Genomic DNA, 19,418 nt, shown 5'->3' with positions numbered 1-19,418 from the left:
TGTATTGACGACTGGAATGGTGAGAACCGATGGCAGACGAGGCGAAGCTCCGGGATTACCTGAAATGGGTGACGACGAATCTGCACGAGACGCGTCAGCGCCTTCGTGACGTCGAGGACCGCTACGGCGAGCCGATCGCGATCGTCGGCATCGGGTGCCGCTATCCCGGCGGGGTGACGTCGCCGAAGGAGTTCTGGCGGCTGCTCTCCACCGGGGCCGACGGCGTCGCCGGGTTCCCCGACGACCGCGGCTGGGACGCCGAGGCGCTGTTCGGCCGCGAGCCGGACGGCACGGTGCCCAAGCCCGAGGCCGGGTTCATCGACGACGCCAGCGGATTCGACGCCGGATTCTTCGGGGTCAGCCCGCGCGAGGCGGTCGCGATGGACCCGCAGCAGCGGGTGCTGCTGGAGGTCTGCTGGGAAGCGCTGGAGCGGGCGGGGCTCGACCCGGCTTCGCTGCGCGGCTCGCAGACCGGCGTGTTCGCGGGCGCCGCGCTGTCCGGCTACGGCTTCGCCGCCGAAGAGGACCTGGACGTCCACCTGATGACCGGGACCTCGACCTCGGTCATCTCCGGCCGGGTGTCCTACTCGCTGGGCCTGGAAGGGCCCGCGGTCACCGTCGACACCGCGTGCTCGTCCTCGCTGGTGGCACTGCACCTCGCCTGCCAGTCGATCCGCACCGGCGAGTGCGACCTCGCCCTCGCCGGCGGGGTCACCGTCACCGCGATCCCGATCATGTTCACCCAGTTCGCGCGCCAGCTCGGCCTGGCCTCGGACGGACGCTGCAAGGCGTTCTCCGCCGACGCCGACGGCATGGGCGTCTCCGAGGGCGCGGGCATGCTCGTGCTGGAGCGGCTGTCGGCCGCCCGGCGCAACGGGCATCCGGTGCTGGCGGTGGTGCGGGGTTCCGCGGTCAACCAGGACGGCGCCTCCAACGGCCTCGCCGCGCCGAACGGCCCCTCGCAGCAGCGGGTGATCCGCGCGGCGCTCGCCAGCGCCCGGCTTTCGCCGCAGGACGTCGACCTGGTGGAGGCGCACGGCACGGGGACGACGCTGGGCGACCCGATCGAGGCGCAGGCGGTGATCGCCACCTACGGCCAGGACCGGGCGGAAGGCCGTCCGACGTGGCTGGGCTCGGTGAAGTCGAACTTCGGCCACACCCAGGCCGCGGCCGGGGTCGCGGGCGTGATCAAGACAGTGCTCGCGCTGCAGCACGAGCGCATGCCGCAGACCTTGCACGCCGACGAGCCGTCGCCGCACATCGACTGGTCGGCCGGGGACGTCCGGCTGCTGTCGGAAGCGCAGCCGTGGCCGTCCGGCGAACGGACCCGCCGGGGCGGCGTGTCCTCGTTCGGGGTGAGCGGAACGAACGCGCACTTCATCATCGAAGAAGCTCCGCCCTTGGAAGAACCCGAGGCTGACGACAACGCCGAGGACCAACCGCAGGACACCGCCGAAGCCCGGACCCCGGTGGTCTCGGGTGCGGTCGCCTGGCCGGTCTCCGGCCGGTCGGCGGACGGTCTGCACGCGCAGGCCGCACGGCTGCTCGACTGGACGGAGAGCCGCCCCGAACTGTCCGCGACGGACCTCGCCTGGTCGCTCGCCGGCACCCGCTCCGTCTTCGAACACCGCGCCGTGGTGATCGGCGCCGAACGCGCGGAGCTGGTCGCCGGCCTGCGCGAGCTGACCGCCGGGGAGACGGTCTCCTCGGTCGTGACCGGCGTCGCGCACGGGCAGGCCCGGACGGTGTTCGTGTTCCCCGGCCAGGGTTCGCAGTGGCTGGGCATGGGCCGCGAGCTGGCGCGGGTCAGTCCCGTTTTCGCGGCACGCCTCGCCGAATGCGAGCGAGCGCTGGAGCCCTTCGCGGACTGGAAACTGTCCGAAGTGCTCCAGGACGAGCTGGAGTCGGCGGACCTGGTGCAGCCCGCGCTCTGGGCGGTGATGGTGTCGCTGGCCGCGGTGTGGGAAGCGGCCGGGGTCGTCCCCGAAGCTGTCGTCGGCCACTCGCAGGGCGAGATCGCGGCTGCCACGGTGGCGGGCATTCTGTCCCTTGAGGACGGTGCGAAGGTGGTGGCGCTGCGTTCGCGGGCGCTGCGGGCGATCACCGGCATCGGCGGCATGCTGTCGGTCACCGAGCCGGTCGAACGCGTCGAAGAGCGGCTGCGGGCGTGGGACGGGCGGCTTTCTGTCGCCGTGATCAACGGTCCTTCGACGGTGGTGGTCTCCGGCGAGATCGAAGCGCTGGGCGAGCTGCGTGCGCAGCTTCAGGCGGACGGGATCCGCGAGCGCCTGGTGAAGGTGGACTACGCCTCGCACTGCGCGCAGGTCGAACAGCTCGAAGACGAGATCAAGTCCCTGCTCGCCGAGGTGCGCCCGCGGACCGGACGGGTGCCGCTCGTCTCGGCCGTCACCGGCGAACTGCTCGACGGCGCCGCGCTCGACGCCGGGTACTGGTACGACAGCCTGCGCGCCACGGTCCGCTTCGAAAAGGCGGTCCGCACTCTCGCGGGCATGGGCCACCAACTGTTCGTCGAGGTCACGCCGCACCCGGTGCTGCTGGCCTCCATGACTGACACCCTCGACGCGGCCGCCGCCGAAGCGGGTCCGGGCACCCAGCCCGCCGCCGTGTGCGCCACGCTGCGCCGGGACGACGGCGGCGCGACCCGGCTGCTGACCTCGCTGGCCGAGGCTTTCGCCGCCGGGGCCGCGGTGGACTGGACGGCCGTGCTCCCCGCCGGAGAGCGGGTGGAACTGCCCACTTACGCGTTCCGCCATGAGCGTTACTGGCCGAAGGGCACCCTCGGGCTGCCCGGAGCCAAGACCGGCGGCGGCGACCCGGCGTCGCTGGGCCTCGGCACCGCCGGGCACCCGCTGCTGGGCGCGGTGGTGGAACTGGCCGACGGCGGCGTGCTCGCCTGCACGGGCCGGCTTTCGCTGCGTTCGCACCCGTGGCTGGGCGACCACGCCGTGGGCGGCGTCGTTTTGCTGCCCGGCACCGGATTCGCCGAACTGGTCGCGCAGGCCGGCCGGCAGGTCGGCTGCGCGCTGGTCGAAGAATTGACCTTGCAGGCGCCGCTGGTGCTGCCCGCGGACAACACCGGCGTGCAGGTGCAGGTCGTGGTGTCCGCGGCCGACAGCACCGGCCGTCGCGACGTGAACGTCTTCTCCCGGCTCGACCGGCCGGACGAGGACCACGAGTGGGAGAAGAACGCGGCCGCGGTGATCGCCGCCGCATCCGACAGCCCCGTCTCGACCGCGGACCTCGCGGTGTGGCCGCCGCGGGACGCCGCCGCGGTCGACATCTCCGATCTGTACTCGGTGCATCTCGCCGACGTGTACGGCCCGGCCTTCCAAGGGCTGCGGGCGGTTTGGCTGCGCGGCGAGGACATCTTCGCCGAGGTCGCGCTGCCGGAGCAGGTGGCCGCGGACGCGGAAGCGTACGGGCTGCATCCGGTGCTGCTGGACTCGGCGTTGCTGGCCGGAGTCGTCGCGGACGCGGCGAAGCCGGACGCGGACGGCGACAGCGATCAGGGCCAGATCCGGATGCCGTTCGCCTGGACAGGCGTGCAATTGCACTCCCGGGGCGCCGCGACGCTGCGGGTCCGGTTGCGCCGGGACGCGCAGGGCAACCTGAGCATGTCCGGTGCGGACGCCGACGGCCGCGCGGTGGTTTCCGTGGGTTCGCTGGTGACCCGGCCGGTCTCGCCGGAGCAGTTGCGGGCCGGGGACGCTTGGCTGAAGGAAGCGTTCTTCACCGTCGAGTGGACGCCGTTGGCGGAGAAGAACATCCCCGGCGGCGACTGGGCGCTCGTCGGCGCCGACCTGTTCGGCGTGGCCGAGGAACTCGGCGCGGCCGGGATTCCGGTGCAGGCCTACGAAGACGTCGCACAGCTGGCCGCCGCCGAGACCGTTCCGGCGCTCGTGCTGTCGTGCGTGCAGGGCGACACCGACGACGTGCCGGCCGCGACCCGGCACGTCACCGCGCACGCCCTCGAAGCGACGCAGGCCGTGCTCGCCGAGCCGAGGCTCGAACCGGCGCGCCTGGTCGTGCTCACCCGGGGCGCGGTCGCCGTGCGGGCCGGGGAGGACCTGCCGGACGTGGCGTCCGGCGCGGTCTGGGGTCTGCTGCGGTCCGCGCAGCTGGAGAACCCGGAGAGGATCGTGCTGGCCGACCTCTCCGGGGCAGGGGAGGTCGCCGCGCTGGCCGCCGCGCTGGGCAGCGGGGAACCGGAACTGGCTGTCCGCGACGGACAGGCGCACGGCCGGCGGCTGACCCGCCCGGCCGGCGAACTGGCGGCGCCCGACCCGGCCGGCATCGCAGCCGCGCCGGACGCGCGCACCGCGCTGATCACCGGAGGCACCGGAACGCTGGGCGGGGTCGTGGCCCGGCACCTGGTGACCACCCGCCGGGCCGCCGGGGTGCTCCTGCTCAGCCGTTCCGGCGCGGGCGCGGAGGGAGCGGCCGCCACCGCGGCCGACCTGGCCGAGCGCGGCGCTTCCGTGCGGATCGTCGCGTGCGACGCGGCGGACCGCGACGCGCTGGCCGCGGTGGTGGACGCCGTTCCGGCGGACTGTCCGCTCGGCTCGGTGTTCCACGCCGCGGGCGTCATCGACGACAGCATGGTCGAATCGCTGACGCCGGAGCGGCTCGTCTCCGTAATGCGCCCCAAGGTCGACGCCGGCTGGCATCTGCACGAGCTGACCCGCGACCTCGACCTGACCGCCTTCGTGGTCTTCTCCTCGGTCGCCGCCGCCTTCGGTGGCGCCGGGCAGGCGAACTACGCCGCGGGCAACGCTTTCCTCGACGCGCTGGCCGCGCACCGCCGCGCGTCCGGGCTCGCGGGCACCTCGCTCGCCTGGGGGCCGTGGATGCCCGAGGCGGGCATCGGCCGCGACCTCGACGAGGTCATGCTGCGCCGGATGACCGGTTCCGGTCTGATGGCCCTGGACGAGCAGGAAGGCCTCGTGCTGCTCGACCTCGCGCTCGGCCGGGCCGACGCGAACCTCGTCACCGCGCGGCTGGACAAGGCGGCGCTGCGCGCGCAGGCCGCCGCGACCGGCATCCCGGCGCTGTGGAAGGTGCTGGCCGACGAGTTCATCCCGCGCCGCGCAGCCGCCGCCGCGGGCGCCGGGGGCGCCGGCGCTTCCGACGGGCTGCGCCGCGAACTCGCCGGGCTGGCCGGGGCGGAACGCGACCGGGTGCTGGTCGACCTGGTCCGCACGCACGCGGCCGCGGTGCTCGGGCACTCCTCGGGCGACGCGATCGAGCCGGGCAAACCGTTCACCGACCTCGGGTTCGACTCGCTGATCGCGGTCGAGTTCCGGAATCGGCTGAACCCGGCGACCGGGCTGCGGCTGCCCGCCACGCTGGTCTTCGACTACCCGAACCCGGTGGCGCTGGCCGGTTTCCTGTGGGAGCAGCTCGCCGACGACCTGGACGACCTCGCCGGCGCCGCGGCGCCCGCCGCCGCACCGGCGCCGCGGGCGGCGGCGGACGGCGAGCCGATCGCGATCGTCGGCATGGCCTGCCGGTTCCCCGGCGGCGCGACCAGCCCCGAGACGCTGTGGGAAATGCTCGCCGCCGGCGGCGAAGGGCTCTCCACCTTCCCGACCGACCGCGGGTGGGACCTGGAAGCGCTCTACGACCCGGATTCCGAACGCACGGGGACTTCCTACACGCAGGTCGGCGGTTTCCTCCGGGAGGCCAGCGCGTTCGACCCCGGGTTCTTCGGGATCAGCCCGCGCGAGGCGCTGGCGATGGACCCGCAGCAGCGGTTGCTGCTGGAGACCTCGTGGGAGGCGTTCGAACGCGCCGGGATCGACCCGGCGACGCTGCGCGGCTCCCAGACCGGCGCGTTCGTCGGCGGCTACGGCTCGTCCTACCTGGCGCTCAGCATGGAGGACGAGGAGGAGCTGGAGAACCTCGGCTCGCACCTGATGACCGGCAACGCGGCCAGCGTGCTGTCCGGCCGGGTTTCCTATGCGCTCGGCCTGGAAGGCCCGGCCGTCACCGTCGACACCGCGTGCTCGTCTTCCCTGGTCGCGCTGCATCTGGCGACTCAGGCGCTGCGCGGCGGCGAATGCTCGCTGGCGCTGGCCGGCGGGGCCACGGTCATGGCCAGCCCGGACGGGTTCCTGGCCTTCTCCCACGCTCGCGGTCTCGCGGCCGACGGCCGGTCGAAGGCGTTCGCGGACGCCGCGGACGGCATGGGCATGGCCGAGGGTGCGGGCATGCTGGTGCTGGAGCGGCTGTCGGATGCCCGGCGCAACGGGCACCCGGTGCTGGCTGTGGTGCGAGGTTCCGCGGTCAACCAGGACGGTGCGTCGAACGGTCTGACGGCACCGAATGGTCCTTCGCAGCAGCGCGTTATTCGTGCGGCGTTGGCGAATGCGGGTGTTTCGGCGTCCGAGGTGGACGTGGTGGAGGCGCACGGCACGGGAACGACGCTGGGCGACCCGATCGAGGCGCAGGCGTTGCTGGCAACCTATGGCCGGGACCGGGATCGTCCATTGTGGCTGGGCTCGGTCAAGTCCAACATCGGGCACACCCAGGCCGCGGCCGGCGTGGCGGGCGTGATCAAGATGGTGCTCGCGTTGCGGCACGAAGAGCTTCCGCAAACGCTGCACGTGGACGCGCCTTCGTCGCATGTGGACTGGGAGGCCGGAGATGTCCGGCTGCTGACCGAAAAACGACCGTGGACGCCCGGTGACCGGGTCCGCCGCGCCGGGGTTTCGGCGTTCGGCGTCAGCGGCACCAACGTGCACGTGATCATGGAAGAAGCCCCTGCTTCCGAGGCCGCCGAGGACGCCGAGACCGCGGCTCCGGAGCCGGTGCTGTCCGGCGCGGGCGCGTGGGTGCTGTCCGGCCGGTCCGGCGCCGCGCTGGCGGCGCAGGCGGGCCGGTTGCGCGAATGGGCGCTGGCGAACCGGGACGCGGACCCGGTCGACGTGGGCTGGTCTCTGGCCACCGCCCGGTCGGTGTTCGAACACCGCGCGGTGGTCGTCGGCGAGCCGTCCGGCGGGCTCGAAAGCCTGGCCGCCGGGGAGACCTCGGCCGAGGTGGTCTCGGGGGTGTCGGAGTCCAGCACCAGAGTGGCGTTCGTGTTCGCCGGCCAGGGGTCGCAGTGGGTCGGGATGGGGCGGGAGCTGGCACAGGCGAGTCCGGTGTTCGCGGCGCGGCTGGCGGAGTGCGAGGCGGCGTTGGAGTCCTTTGTGGACTGGAAGCTGTCGGAGGTGCTCGAAGGCGAACTGGAGTCGGCGGACGTCGTCCAGCCCGCGTTGTGGGCGGTGATGGTGTCTCTCGCCGCGATGTGGGAGGCGGCTGGCGTCCGTCCGGATGCCGTGATCGGGCATTCGCAGGGCGAGATCGCCGCGGCGACGGTTGCCGGGATGCTGTCCATTGAGGACGGTGCGAAGGTTGTTGCGCTGCGGTCGAAGTCGTTGAAGGCGTTGGCGGGCTTGGGCGGCATGTTGTCGGTGAGCGCTGCTGCCGCCGAAGTGGAAGAGCGGCTGGGCCGGTGGGGCGAGCGGCTGTCGCTCGCCGCGGTGAACGGCCCGTCCGCGGTGGTGGTTTCCGGTGCGCCGGAGGCGTTGGCGGAGCTGAAGTCCGAACTGGACGCCGACGGCGTGCGGGCGCGGATGGTCGCGGTGGATTACGCGTCGCATTGTGCGCAGGTGGAAAGCCTGGAGGAGGAGATCCGCGCGGTGCTGGCGGGGATCGAGCCGCGCAAGGGCCGGGTGCCGATGGTTTCGGCGATGACCGGGGAGAACCTCACCGGCGAAGAACTCGACGCTGGCTACTGGTACGAAAGCCTGCGCGCGCCGGTGTACTACGAGCGCGCCGTGCGCATCCTCGCCGACCGCGGCTACCAGCTGTTCGTCGAGGTGACGCCGCATCCGGTGCTTCTCGGCGCGACGAACGACACCGTCGAGGACGCCGCGGCCGCCGCCGGCCCCGGCGCGGTGGCGGCCGCGGTGTGCGGCACCCTGCGGCGCGGCGACGACAGCGCCGTCCGAGTGGTCCGGTCGATGGCCGAAGCCTTCGTGCGCGGCGCTTCGGTGGACTGGGCCGTGCTGCTGCCTGCCGGGCGGCGCATCGAATTGCCCACCTACGCGTTCCAGCACCAGCGGTACTGGCCCGCCGGTGCGCGTCCCTTGCCGACAGCCAAATCCTCTGGCGACGGCCGGCTCGTCAGCTCCGCGGCGGACGCCGAATTCTGGTCTGCCGTGGAGAAGGGCGACCTGGCTTCGCTCGGCGAAACGCTGTCGCTGGAAGGGGCGCGCCCGTTCAACGAGGTGCTGCCCGCGCTGGCGTCCTGGCACCGCCGGGAGCAGGACCGTTCGACCGCCGCGAACTGGCGCTACCGGGTCGGCTGGGCCGCGGTCGCGGAAGCCGGGACCGGGTCGCTGACCGGCGCCTGGCTGCTGGTGGTTCCCGAGGGCGTCGAGCCGGTGTGCGCGGCCGCGTTGTCCGCGCGCGGCGCCGAGGTCGTCGTGGCCGAGGTGCCGGCCGGTGTCGTGGACCGGGCCGAAATCCTGGCCGGAGCCGAATTCGGCGAGCTGTCCGGGGTGGTTTCGCTGCTGGCGCTGGACGAGTCGCCGGTGGCCGGGCATCCCTCGGTGCCGGTGGGCTTGGCGGCGACGCTCGGCCTGGTGCAAGCGCTCGGCGACGCCGGGCAGAACGTGCCGCTGTGGGTGCTCACCCGAGGCGCCGTGGCGGCCGGGCTGGGCGAGACGCTGACGAACCCGGTGCAGGCGCAGGTCTGGGGCCTGGGCCGAGTGGTCGGCCTGGAGCACCCGGAGCGGTGGGGCGGGCTGATCGACCTGCCGGAGACTTTCGACGAGCGTGCGGGTGCGCGGCTCGTGTCGGTGCTCGCCGGGGCGGGGGAGCCCGAGGTGGCCCTGCGCCCGGCCGGGATTCTCGGCCGCCGTCTGTCGCGGGCGCCTCGCCCGCGTGCGGGCCGGACCTGGTCGCCGCGAGGCACGGCGCTGGTCACCGGCGGCACCGGCGCGATCGCCGGGCATGTGTCGCGGTGGCTGGCTGAGCAGGGCGCGCCGCGCCTGGTGCTGACCGGACGCTCCGGACCCGCCGCGACCGGCGTCGCCGAGACGGCGGCGTTGCTGGCGGAGCAGGGCACCGCGGTGGACGTGGTTTCCTGCGATGTCACCGATCGGCCGGCGTTGGCTGGGTTGGTCGAGTGGTGCGGTCCGGAGTTGTCTTCGGTGCTGCACACCGCCGCGGTGCTGGATGACGGTGTGGTGGACCGGTTGTCGGTGCCACGCCTGGAGACGGTGCTGGCGGCGAAGGCGGCGTCGGCGAAGGATCTGGATGAGCTGACGGCGGATCTTGATCTGGATGCGTTCGTGCTGTTTTCGTCGGCGGCTTCGACGCTGGGCGGTCCGGGTCAGGGCAATTATGCGGCGGCGAACGCGTATTTGGACGCGTTGGCGGAGCATCGCCGGGCGCGCGGGCTGGCCGGGCTGTCGGTCGCCTGGGGGCTGTGGGGCGGGACCGGGCTGGCCGACTCGAACGAGGCCATCCGGTCGCGGATGCGCCGCATCCCGATGCCCGCGATGGAGCCGAGGCTCGCCGTGCGCGCGCTGGCCGAGTCGCTGGCGGGCGCCGACCCCGTGGTCACCGTGATGGACGTGGACTGGGACCGGCTCGGGTCCGCCGCGGGCACCGCCGAAGTGCACCGGATGCCGCTGGTGCGGGACCTGCCGGAGATCCGCCGGCTGGCCGCCGACGCCGCGGCGAACCGGACCTCGGCCCCGGCGGCGGGAGAGCTGTCGCAGCGGCTCGCCGGGCTCAGCCACGCCGAACAGGAGCGCGTGCTGACCGACGTGGTCCGCGCGCAGGCCGCGGTCGTCCTCGGACACGCGTCGGCGGAGATGGTGCAGGCCCGGCAGGCGTTCCGGGACCTCGGGTTCGACTCGCTGACCTCGGTGGAATTGCGCAACCAGCTCAACGCGGCCACCAAGCTGCGGCTGCCCGCCACGCTGGTGTTCGACTACCCGACGCCGCTCGCGCTGGCCGGTTTCCTGCGCGGCGAGCTGACGGGCGACCGGGAACAGGTCGCGGCGCCGGCGGCTCCCGTGGCGCCGGCGGACGAGCCGTTGGCGATCGTGGGGATGGCGTGCCGGTTCCCGGGTGGTGCGGCGAGTCCGGACGAGTTCTGGGAGTTGTTGCGTTCGGGCACGGACGCGGTGGGTGCGTTCCCGACCGACCGCGGCTGGGATTTGGAGGGGTTCTACGACCCCGACCGGGAGAGCGAAGGCACCACCTACACCCGTTCCGGTGCTTTCCTGCGGGACGCCACCGGCTTCGACGCCGGGTTCTTCGGGATCAGCCCGCGCGAGGCGCTGGCGATGGATCCGCAGCAGCGGTTGCTGTTGGAAACCGCCTGGCAGGCGTTGGAAGGCGCCGGGATCGACCCGACCACGCTCAAGGGCAGCGCCACCGGTGTGTTCGCGGGCGGTTTCGGCTCCGGCTACGCCATCGGCATGGCGCTGACCGGTCAGGACGGCGCCGGGGTCGAAGGGCACCTGATGACGGGCAACTCCACGAGCGTGCTGTCCGGGCGACTGTCCTATGTGCTCGGTTTGGAAGGGCCTGCGGTCACGATCGACACGGCGTGTTCGTCGTCGTTGGTGGCGCTGCATCTCGCGGTTCAGGCGGTGCGGTCGGGCGAGTGCTCGCTGGCGCTGGCCGGCGGGGTCACGGTGATGGCGACTCCGTTCTCCTTTGTCGAGTTCTCGCGCCAGCAGGGCTTGTCCGTGGACGGGCGGTGCCGGGCGTTCTCCGACGACGCCGACGGCACCGGCTGGGCCGAGGGCGTGGGCATGCTGGTCGTCGAACGGCTCTCCGATGCCCGGCGCAAGGGCCACGAAGTCCTCGCCGTGGTGCGGGGAAGCGCGATCAACCAGGACGGTGCGTCCAACGGCCTGTCCGCGCCGAACGGTCCTTCTCAGCAGCGTGTTATTCGCGCGGCACTGGCGAATGCCGGGTTGTCGGCGTCCGAGGTGGACGTGGTGGAGGCGCACGGCACCGGTACGACGCTGGGCGATCCGATCGAGGCGCAGGCGTTGCTGGCGACTTACGGACAGGAACGGGCCGGGCGGGACCCGCTGTGGCTGGGTTCGGTGAAGTCGAACATTGGCCACACGCAGGCGGCGGCTGGGGTGGCTGGCGTGATCAAGATGGTGTTGGCGTTGCGGAACAAGGAGCTTCCGCGGACGTTGCATGTCGAGACGCCTTCGTCGCATGTGGACTGGACGGCGGGTCAGGTCGAGCTGCTGACGGAGAACGTGGCCTGGGAATCCGGGGGACGGGTTCGCCGGGCGGGCGTGTCGGCGTTCGGGATCAGCGGGACCAACGCGCATGTGATCGTCGAGGAAGCGCCTGCCGCCGAAGAGGTTCCGGCGGCCGATCCGGCTCCGGTGGTGTCGGGGGTGCGGCCTTGGGTGCTGTCGGGTCGCAGCGCGGACGGGCTGGCCGCGCAGGCGGGTCGGCTTCGCGAGTGGGTGGTCGGCCGTGGGTTGGATCCGGTGGATGTCGGGTGGTCGTTGGCTACGACGCGGTCGGTGTTCGAGCACCGGGCGGTGGTGGTCGGGGACGACGTGCTGAGTGGTTTGTCGGATCTGGCGGCCGGGGTGTCGTCGGGTTCGGTGGTGTCCGGGGTTGCTGATCCGGGTGTTCGGGTGGGTCTGGTGTTCGCGGGTCAGGGCTCGCAGTGGGCGGGCATGGGCCGGGGTTTGTATGAGTCGAGTCCGGTGTTTGCGGAGGTGTTTGACCGGGTTTCGGGTCTGTTGGAGCTGGAGTTGGGTGTTTCGGTTCGGGATGTGGTTCTGGATTCGGAGACGCCGGGCAGTGATCAGACTTTGTATGCGCAGGCGGGGTTGTTCGCGTTCGAGGTGGCGTTGTTCGAGGTGTTGCGGGCGGCGGGTGTTGGTGCGGATGCGGTGGTGGGGCATTCGGTCGGTGAGGTGGCTGCGGCACATGCGGCTGGTGTGTTGTCTCTGTCGGATGCGTGTCGGTTGGTGGCGGCTCGTGCGCGGTTGATGCAGGCGTTGCCGGTGGGTGGTGCGATGGCGGCGGTCAATGCTCCGGAGGCCGAGGTTGTCGAGTCCTTGGTGGATGGGGTGTCGATCGCGGCGGTGAACGGTCCGGAGTCGGTGGTGGTTTCCGGCGAGGCCGAGGCGGTCGACCGGCTTGTGGCGTTGTGGAAGGAGCGCGGGTCGCGGGTTCGGCGGTTGCGGGTGAGTCATGCGTTCCATTCCGCGGCGATGGATCCGGTGCTGGAGGAGTTGCGCGGGGTGGCCGAGGGGCTCACCTATGAGCGTCCGGAAGTGTTGTGGGCGGGCGCGTTGACCGGTGAGCTGGTCTCGGACTGCGAGGCTGGTTATTGGCCTGCGCAGACGCGTCGCCCGGTGCGGTTCGGGGATGCGGTGGAGTCCCTTGTCGCGCAAGGGGTTTCGGTGTTCTTGGAGGTCGGGCCGGACGGTTCGCTCTCGGCGCTGGGTCCGGCCGGTGCGGTGTTCGTGCCGTTGCAGCGCAAGGACGGCACTGGTCTGATCGCCGGGCTGGCGAGGGCCTTCGTGCAGGGGGTGAGTGTCGACTGGAGCACGCTGATTCCCCAGGGAAACCGCGTGCAGCTGCCGACGTATGCCTTCCAGCACCAGCGTTACTGGCCCGACGGCATCCTGGCGATGCCGAAGGCCGGTGCGGACGACAGCCCCGCCTCCGCCGCCGACGCCGACGCCGAATTCTGGGCGGCGGTGGAGAACGGCGACCTCGCCGACCTCGCCGACCGGCTGTCCCTCGAGGACCACACGAAGCTCGGCGAGGTGCTGCCCGCGCTGGCTTCCTGGCGGCGGCGCGAGCAGAACCGTTCGGCCACCGCGGACTGGCGCTACCGGATCAACTGGACGCCGGTCGAGGGACTCGACCCGCGGCCGCTGACCGGCGCGTGGCTGCTCGTCGCCCCGGCGGACCACGACGTCGCCGGCTACGCGGAGGCGTTGTCCTCGCGCGGCGCGGAGACCCGGGTGATCCGGCTCCCGGCCGGCACGGCGGACCGCCTCGAGATCGCGGCCGAGTTCGACGACGTCGATCCCGCCGAGGTGCGCGGCGTGCTGTCGCTGCTGGCCTTGGACGAGACCCCGGCGCCGGGACATCCCGCCGTGGCCGGGGGATTGGCCTCCACGCTCGGCCTGGTGCAGGCGCTCGGCGACGCGCTCATCGACGCCCCGCTGTGGCTGGCGACCCGGGGCGCGGTGGCGGCCGGGCCGGGGGAAACCCTGGTCAGCCCGGTGCAGGCGCAGGTGTGGGGTCTGGGCCGCGTGGTCGGCTTGGAACATCCGGACCGGTGGGGCGGGTTGATCGATCTGCCGGAGAGGTTCGACGAGCGTGCGGGTGCGCGGCTGGTTTCGGTGCTCGCCGGGGCCGGGGAACCCGAGGTGGCCATCCGGCCGGCGGGTGTGCTCGGCCGCCGGCTGGGCCGCGCCGCGCGGGGCCGGGACGCCGAGGGCTGGTCGCCCCGGGGCGCGGTGCTGATCACCGGCGGGACCGGCGCGATCGCGGGCCACGTGTCGCACTGGCTGGCCGAGCGTGGCGCGCCGCGCGTGGTGCTGACCAGCCGTTCCGGCGCCGGTGCGCGGGACGTCGCGGGCACGGCGGCGCTGCTCGCCGAGCGGGGCACCTCCGTCGACGTGGTGGCGTGTGACGTCACCGATCGGCCGGCGTTGGCTGGTTTGGTCGAGTGGTGTGGTCCGGAGTTGTCTTCGGTGCTGCACACCGCTGCGGTGCTGGATGACGGTGTGGTGGACCGGTTGTCGGTGTCGCGTCTGGAGACGGTGCTGGCGGCGAAGGCGGCGTCGGCGAAGGATCTGGATGAGCTGACGGCGGATCTTGATCTGGATGCGTTCGTGCTGTTTTCGTCGGCGGCTTCGACGCTGGGCGGTCCGGGTCAGGGGAATTATGCGGCGGCGAACGCGTATTTGGACGCGTTGGCGGAGCATCGCCGGGCGCGCGGGCTGCCCGGGCTGACAGTGGCCTGGGGCGTCTGGGCCGGCGGCGGTTTCGCCGAATCGAGCGAGGTCGTGCGGGAACGGGTCAAGCGCGGCCTGATGCCCGCGATGGACCCGCAGCTCGCCGCGCGGGCGCTCGGCGAAGCCCTCGACGGGCCGGACGCCGCGGTCACCGTGATGGACGTCGACTGGGCACAGCTGGAGTCGTCCGCCGAGTTGCGGAACGCGCCGTTGGTGCAGGAGCTGCCGGAAGTGCGGCGGCTCGGCTCCGCGAAAGCCGCCGCGGACACCGCGCGCGGCGAGGGCGACCTCGCCCGCACGCTGGCCGCGCTGAACCCGGCGGAGCAGGAGCGGATGCTCGCCGAATTGGTGCGCACCGAGGTGGCGATCGTGCTCGGGCACGCCTCGGCGGAGGCGATCGAGGACCGGAAGGCGTTCAAGGACCTCGGTTTCGACTCGCTGACCTCGGTCGAGCTGCGCAACCGGCTGGGCGCGGCCACCAAGCTGCGGCTGCCCGCCACGGTGGTGTTCGACTACCCGACGCCGGTGGCGCTGGCCGCGTTCCTCCGCGAGGAACTGACCGGCGGCCTGACCGCCCCCGCGGCCGCGGCTCCCGTGGCTGCGGCGCCGGTGGACGAGCCGTTGGCGATCGTGGGGATGGCGTGCCGGTTCCCGGGCGGTGCGGCGAGTCCGGACGAGTTCTGGGAGTTGTTGCGTTCGGGCACGGACGCGGTGGGCGCGTTCCCCACTGACCGCGGCTGGGATCTGGAAGGGTTCTACGACCCCGACCGGGGCAGCGCCGGCACCTCCTACACGCAGTCGGGCGCGTTCCTGCGCGACGCCACGGAGTTCGACGCGGCGTTCTTCGGGATCAGCCCGCGCGAGGCGCTGGCGATGGACCCGCAGCAGCGGCTGCTCCTGCAGACCTCGTGGGAAGCGCTGGAGCGCTCCGGAATCGACCCCGCCGCGCTCAAGGGCACCACGACCGGCGTGTTCGCCGGCGGCTTCGCTTCCGGCTACGGGTTCGGCGTCACCCTGTCCGGCCAAGCCGGTTCCGGTGCCGAAGGACACCTGATGACGGGCAACTCCACGAGCGTGCTGTCGGGGCGGGTGTCCTATGTGCTCGGTTTGGAAGGGCCTGCGGTCACGATCGACACGGCGTGTTCGTCGTCGTTGGTGGCGCTGCATCTCGCGGTTCAGGCGGTGCGGTCGGGCGAGTGCTCGCTGGCGCTGGCCGGCGGGGTCACCGTGATGGCCAACCCCGGCATCTTCGTCGACTTCTCGCGCCAGCAGGGGCTTTCCACCGACGGGCGGTGCCGGGCGTTCTCCGACGACGCCGACGGCACCGGCTGGGGCGAAGGCGTGGGCATGCTGGTCGTCGAACGGGTTTCCGAGGCCGAGCGCAACGGCCATCGGGTGCTGGCGGTGGTGCGGGGTTCGGCGGTGAATCAGGACGGTGCGTCGAATGGGTTGACGGCGCCGAATGGTCCTTCGCAGCAGCGGGTTATTCGTGCGGCGTTGGCGAATGCGGGGTTGTCGGCGTCCGAGGTGGACGTGGTGGAGGCGCACGGTACCGGGACGAAGCTCGGTGATCCGATTGAGGCGCAGGCGTTGCTGGCGACGTATGGCCGGGATAGGGAGCGTCCGTTGTGGCTGGGTTCGGTGAAGTCGAACATTGGCCACACGCAGGCGGCGGCTGGTGTGGCCGGGGTGATCAAGATGGTGCTGGCGTTGCAGCATCAGGAGATTCCGCGCACGTTGCACGCCGAGACGCCGTCGTCCCATGTGGACTGGACGGCCGGTCAGGTCGAGCTGCTGACCGAGAGCACGCCGTGGCGGCCCAACGGGCATCCGCGCCGCGCCGGTGTTTCCGCGTTCGGCATGAGCGGCACCAACGCGCACGTCATCATCGAGGAGGCTCCCGCGCCGGAGCTCGCGGCCGCGGCGCCGACCGGCGAACCCACGGCCTGGGTGCTGTCGAGCCGCAGCGCGGACGGGCTGGCCGCGCAGGCGGGTCGGCTTCGCGAGTGGGTGGCCGGGCGTGGGTTGGATCCGGTGGATGTCGGGTGGTCGTTGGCTACGACGCGGTCGGTGTTCGAGCACCGGGCGGTGGTGGTCGGGGACGACGTGCTGAGTGGTTTGTCGGATCTGGCGGCCGGGGTGTCGTCGGGTTCGGTGGTCTCGGGCGTTGCGGATCCGGGTGTTCGGGTGGGTTTGGTTTTCGCGGGCCAGGGTTCGCAGTGGGCGGGCATGGGTTGGGACCTCTACGAGGCGAACCCGGTGTTCGCCGGCGCCTTCGACCGGGTTTCGGATCTGCTGGAGCAGGAACTGGGTGTTTCGGTCCGGGAAGTCGTGCTGGACCCGGGAACCCGGGACGGCGATCAGACCTTGTTCGCGCAGGCGGGATTGTTCGCCTTCGAGGTAGCGCTGTTCGAGGTGCTGCGGGCGGCGGGTGTTCGGGCGGATGCGGTGGTCGGGCATTCGGTCGGCGAGGTCGCCGCGGCACACGCGGCTGGCGTGCTTTCTCTGCCTGATGCGTGCCGTCTGGTCGCTACTCGCGCTCGGTTGATGCAGGCGTTGCCGGTCGGTGGTGCGATGGCGGCGGTCAACGCGTCGGAGGCCGAGGTGGCCGAAACGCTGATCGACGGCATGTCGATCGCGGCGGTGAACGGTCCGGAGTCGGTGGTGATTTCCGGCGACACCGAGGCGGTTGACCAGATTGTGGCGCTGTGGAAGGAGCGCGGGCGTCGGGTTCGGCGGCTGCGGGTCAGCCATGCGTTCCATTCCGCCGCCATGGATCCAGTGCTGGACGAGCTGCGCGAGGTGGCTGACGGGCTCACCTATGAGCGTCCGGAGCTGCTGTGGGCGGGCGCGTTGACCGGTGAAGTGCTGACGGAGTGCGAGGCCGGTTACTGGCCTGCGCAGACGCGTCGCCCGGTGCGGTTCGGGGATGCGGTAGATGCTCTTGTCGCGCAAGGTATTTCGGTGTTCCTGGAGGTCGGGCCGGACGGTTCGCTGTCCGCTCTCGGCTCCGCGGACGCGGCGTTCGTGCCGTTGCAGCGCAAGGACGGCACCGGTCTGATCGCCGGGCTGGCGCAGGCGTTCGTGCGCGGCGTGCACGTGGACTGGCACGCCGTGCTGCCCGCCGGCCAGCGGCTGGACCTGCCGACCTACGCCTTCCGCACGCAGCGGTTCTGGCCGGAAGGCATCCTGAAGCTGCCGAAGGCCGGCGCGCCGGAGGTCCGGGACAGCGCGGCCGACGCCGAGTTCTGGGCGGCGGTCGAAGGGGGCGACCTGAGCGGCCTCGCCGACTCGCTGTCGGTGGACAGCACACGGCCGTTCCACGAGGTGCTGCCCGCGCTGGCCTCCTGGCGGCGACGCGAGCAGGACCGGTCGACCACCGCGAGCTGGCGTTACCGCATCACCTGGGCCCCGGTCCCGGAGCCGGACGCCCGCGTGCTGTCCGGGACCTGGCTCGTCGTCGCGCCGGACGCCGACACTGCCCGGGATTGCCTGGCAGCGCTGGAAACCCGGGGCGCGGACGTGACCGTGGTCGAATGCCCGGCCGGGACGGTGGACCGTGCCGAGTTCGCCGCGCTGCTGTCCGACCTCGACCGCGATGCGCTGTCCGGGGTGGTGTCGCTGCTGGCCCTGGACGAGACGCCGGTCGACGGACATTCCTCGGTGCCGGCGGGCTTGGCGGCGACGCTCGGCCTGGTGCAGGCGCTCGGCGACGCGCTCATCGACGCCCCGCTGTGGCTGGCGACTCGGGGCGCGGTGGCGGCCGGGCCGGGGGAAACCCTGGTCAGCCCGGTGCAGGCGCAGGTGTGGGGTCTGGGCCGCGTGGTCGGCTTGGAACATCCGGACCGGTGGGGCGGGTTGATTGATCTGCCGGAGAGGTTCGACGAGCGGGCGGGTGCGCGGCTGGTTTCGGTGCTCGCCGGATGCGGCGAGTCCGAGGTCGCGCTCCGTCCGGCGGGCGTGCTCGGCCGTCGGCTCGTGCACGCCGGACGACCGGCGGCGCAGCCGTGGACGCCGCGAGGCACGGCGCTGGTCACCGGCGGCACCGGCGCGATCGCCGGGCATGTCGCGAGGTGGCTCGCCGAACAGGGCGCGCCTCGGGTCGTGCTGACGAGCCGTTCCGGTCCCGCGGCACGCGGGGTCGCCGCGACCGTCGCGGAACTGGCCGCGCTGGGCGCCTCGGTCGAGGTGGTGGCGTGCGACGTCACGGAGCGGTCGGCGTTGGCGGGCTTGGTCGAGTGGTGCGGTCCGGAGCTGTCCTCCGTGCTGCACACCGCGGGCGTGCTGGACGACGGTGTGCTGGACCGGCTTTCGGTGTCGCGTTTGGAGTCGGTGCTGGCGGCGAAGGCGGCGTCGGCGAAGGACCTGGACGAGCTGACCGCGGATCTCGACCTGGACGCGTTCGTCCTGTTCTCGTCGGCGGCTTCGACGCTGGGCGGTCCGGGCCAGGGCAACTACGCGGCGGCGAACGCATACCTGGACGCGTTGGCGGAGCATCGCCGGGCGCGCGGACTGGCCGGGCTGGCAGTGGCCTGGGGCGTCTGGGCCGGGGGTGGGCTCGCCGAGTCCACCGCGGCGGCGCGCAAACGGCTCGAACGCGGCGCGATGCCCGCGATGGACCCGAGGCTGGCCGCACGGGCGCTGGGCGAGGCCCTGCGCGGACCGGACCCGGTGCTCACCGTGATGGACGTCGACTGGGCCGAACTCGCCTCGGGGCCGGGCACGGCGGGGCTGCGCGCCGCGCCGCTGATGCGGGACCTGCCCGAGATCCGCCGGATGGCGAGCACCGCGGCCGAGCCGTCGGCCCGCCCCGAAGGGGACCTGGCCGCCCGGCTGGCCGGACTGGGCCGCGCGGAGCAGGAGCGGGCGCTCGCCGAATTGGTGCGCACCGAGGTGGCGATCGTGCTCGGGCACGCCTCGGCGGAGGCGATCGAGGACCGGAAGGCGTTCAAGGACCTCGGTTTCGACTCGCTGACCTCGGTGGAACTGCGCAACCGGCTCGGCGTCGCGACCGGGCGGCAACTGCCCGCGACGCTCGTGTTCGACTACCCGACCCCGAGCGAACTCGCCGCGTGGCTGCGGACCGACCTGCTGCCGGACGGCCCGGACGGCGCCGCGGAGCCGGTGCTGGCCGAGATCGGCAGGCTCGAAGCCGCGCTGCGGGACGGGGCGGCCGACGAACCGGTGTGGGCCGAAGCGGGCGAACGGCTGCGCAGGCTGCTGGAGGTCCTCGGCGACCAGACCGCCGCGAAGACCAAGAAACGGCGCGAGGAAGAGCTCGAGAGCGCCTCCGACGACGAGCTGTTCGCACTCGTCGACGGACTCGAGTGAATCCGCGCCGCCGACCGTGAACCATCGAACATCCTGGCT

Annotated in this window: 1 protein-coding gene; it reads left to right on the top strand. The window is 72.6% G+C overall.

All coding sequences use genetic code 11. The features are described 5' to 3' along the window. Positions 1-29: 29 nt before the first annotated feature. Positions 30-19,379, top strand: a complete 19,350-nt coding sequence (locus F9C12_RS05100; protein WP_409464964.1) for a type I polyketide synthase — start codon at positions 30-32, stop codon at positions 19,377-19,379. The last annotated feature ends 39 nt before the right edge of the window (positions 19,380-19,418 follow it).

The organism is Amycolatopsis sp. GA6-003, assembly GCF_046267895.1.
Taxonomy (GTDB): Bacteria; Actinomycetota; Actinomycetes; order Mycobacteriales; family Pseudonocardiaceae; genus Amycolatopsis.
Note: the sequence above shows the minus strand (reverse complement) of the source record. Positions and strands in the feature narration are given on the sequence as shown.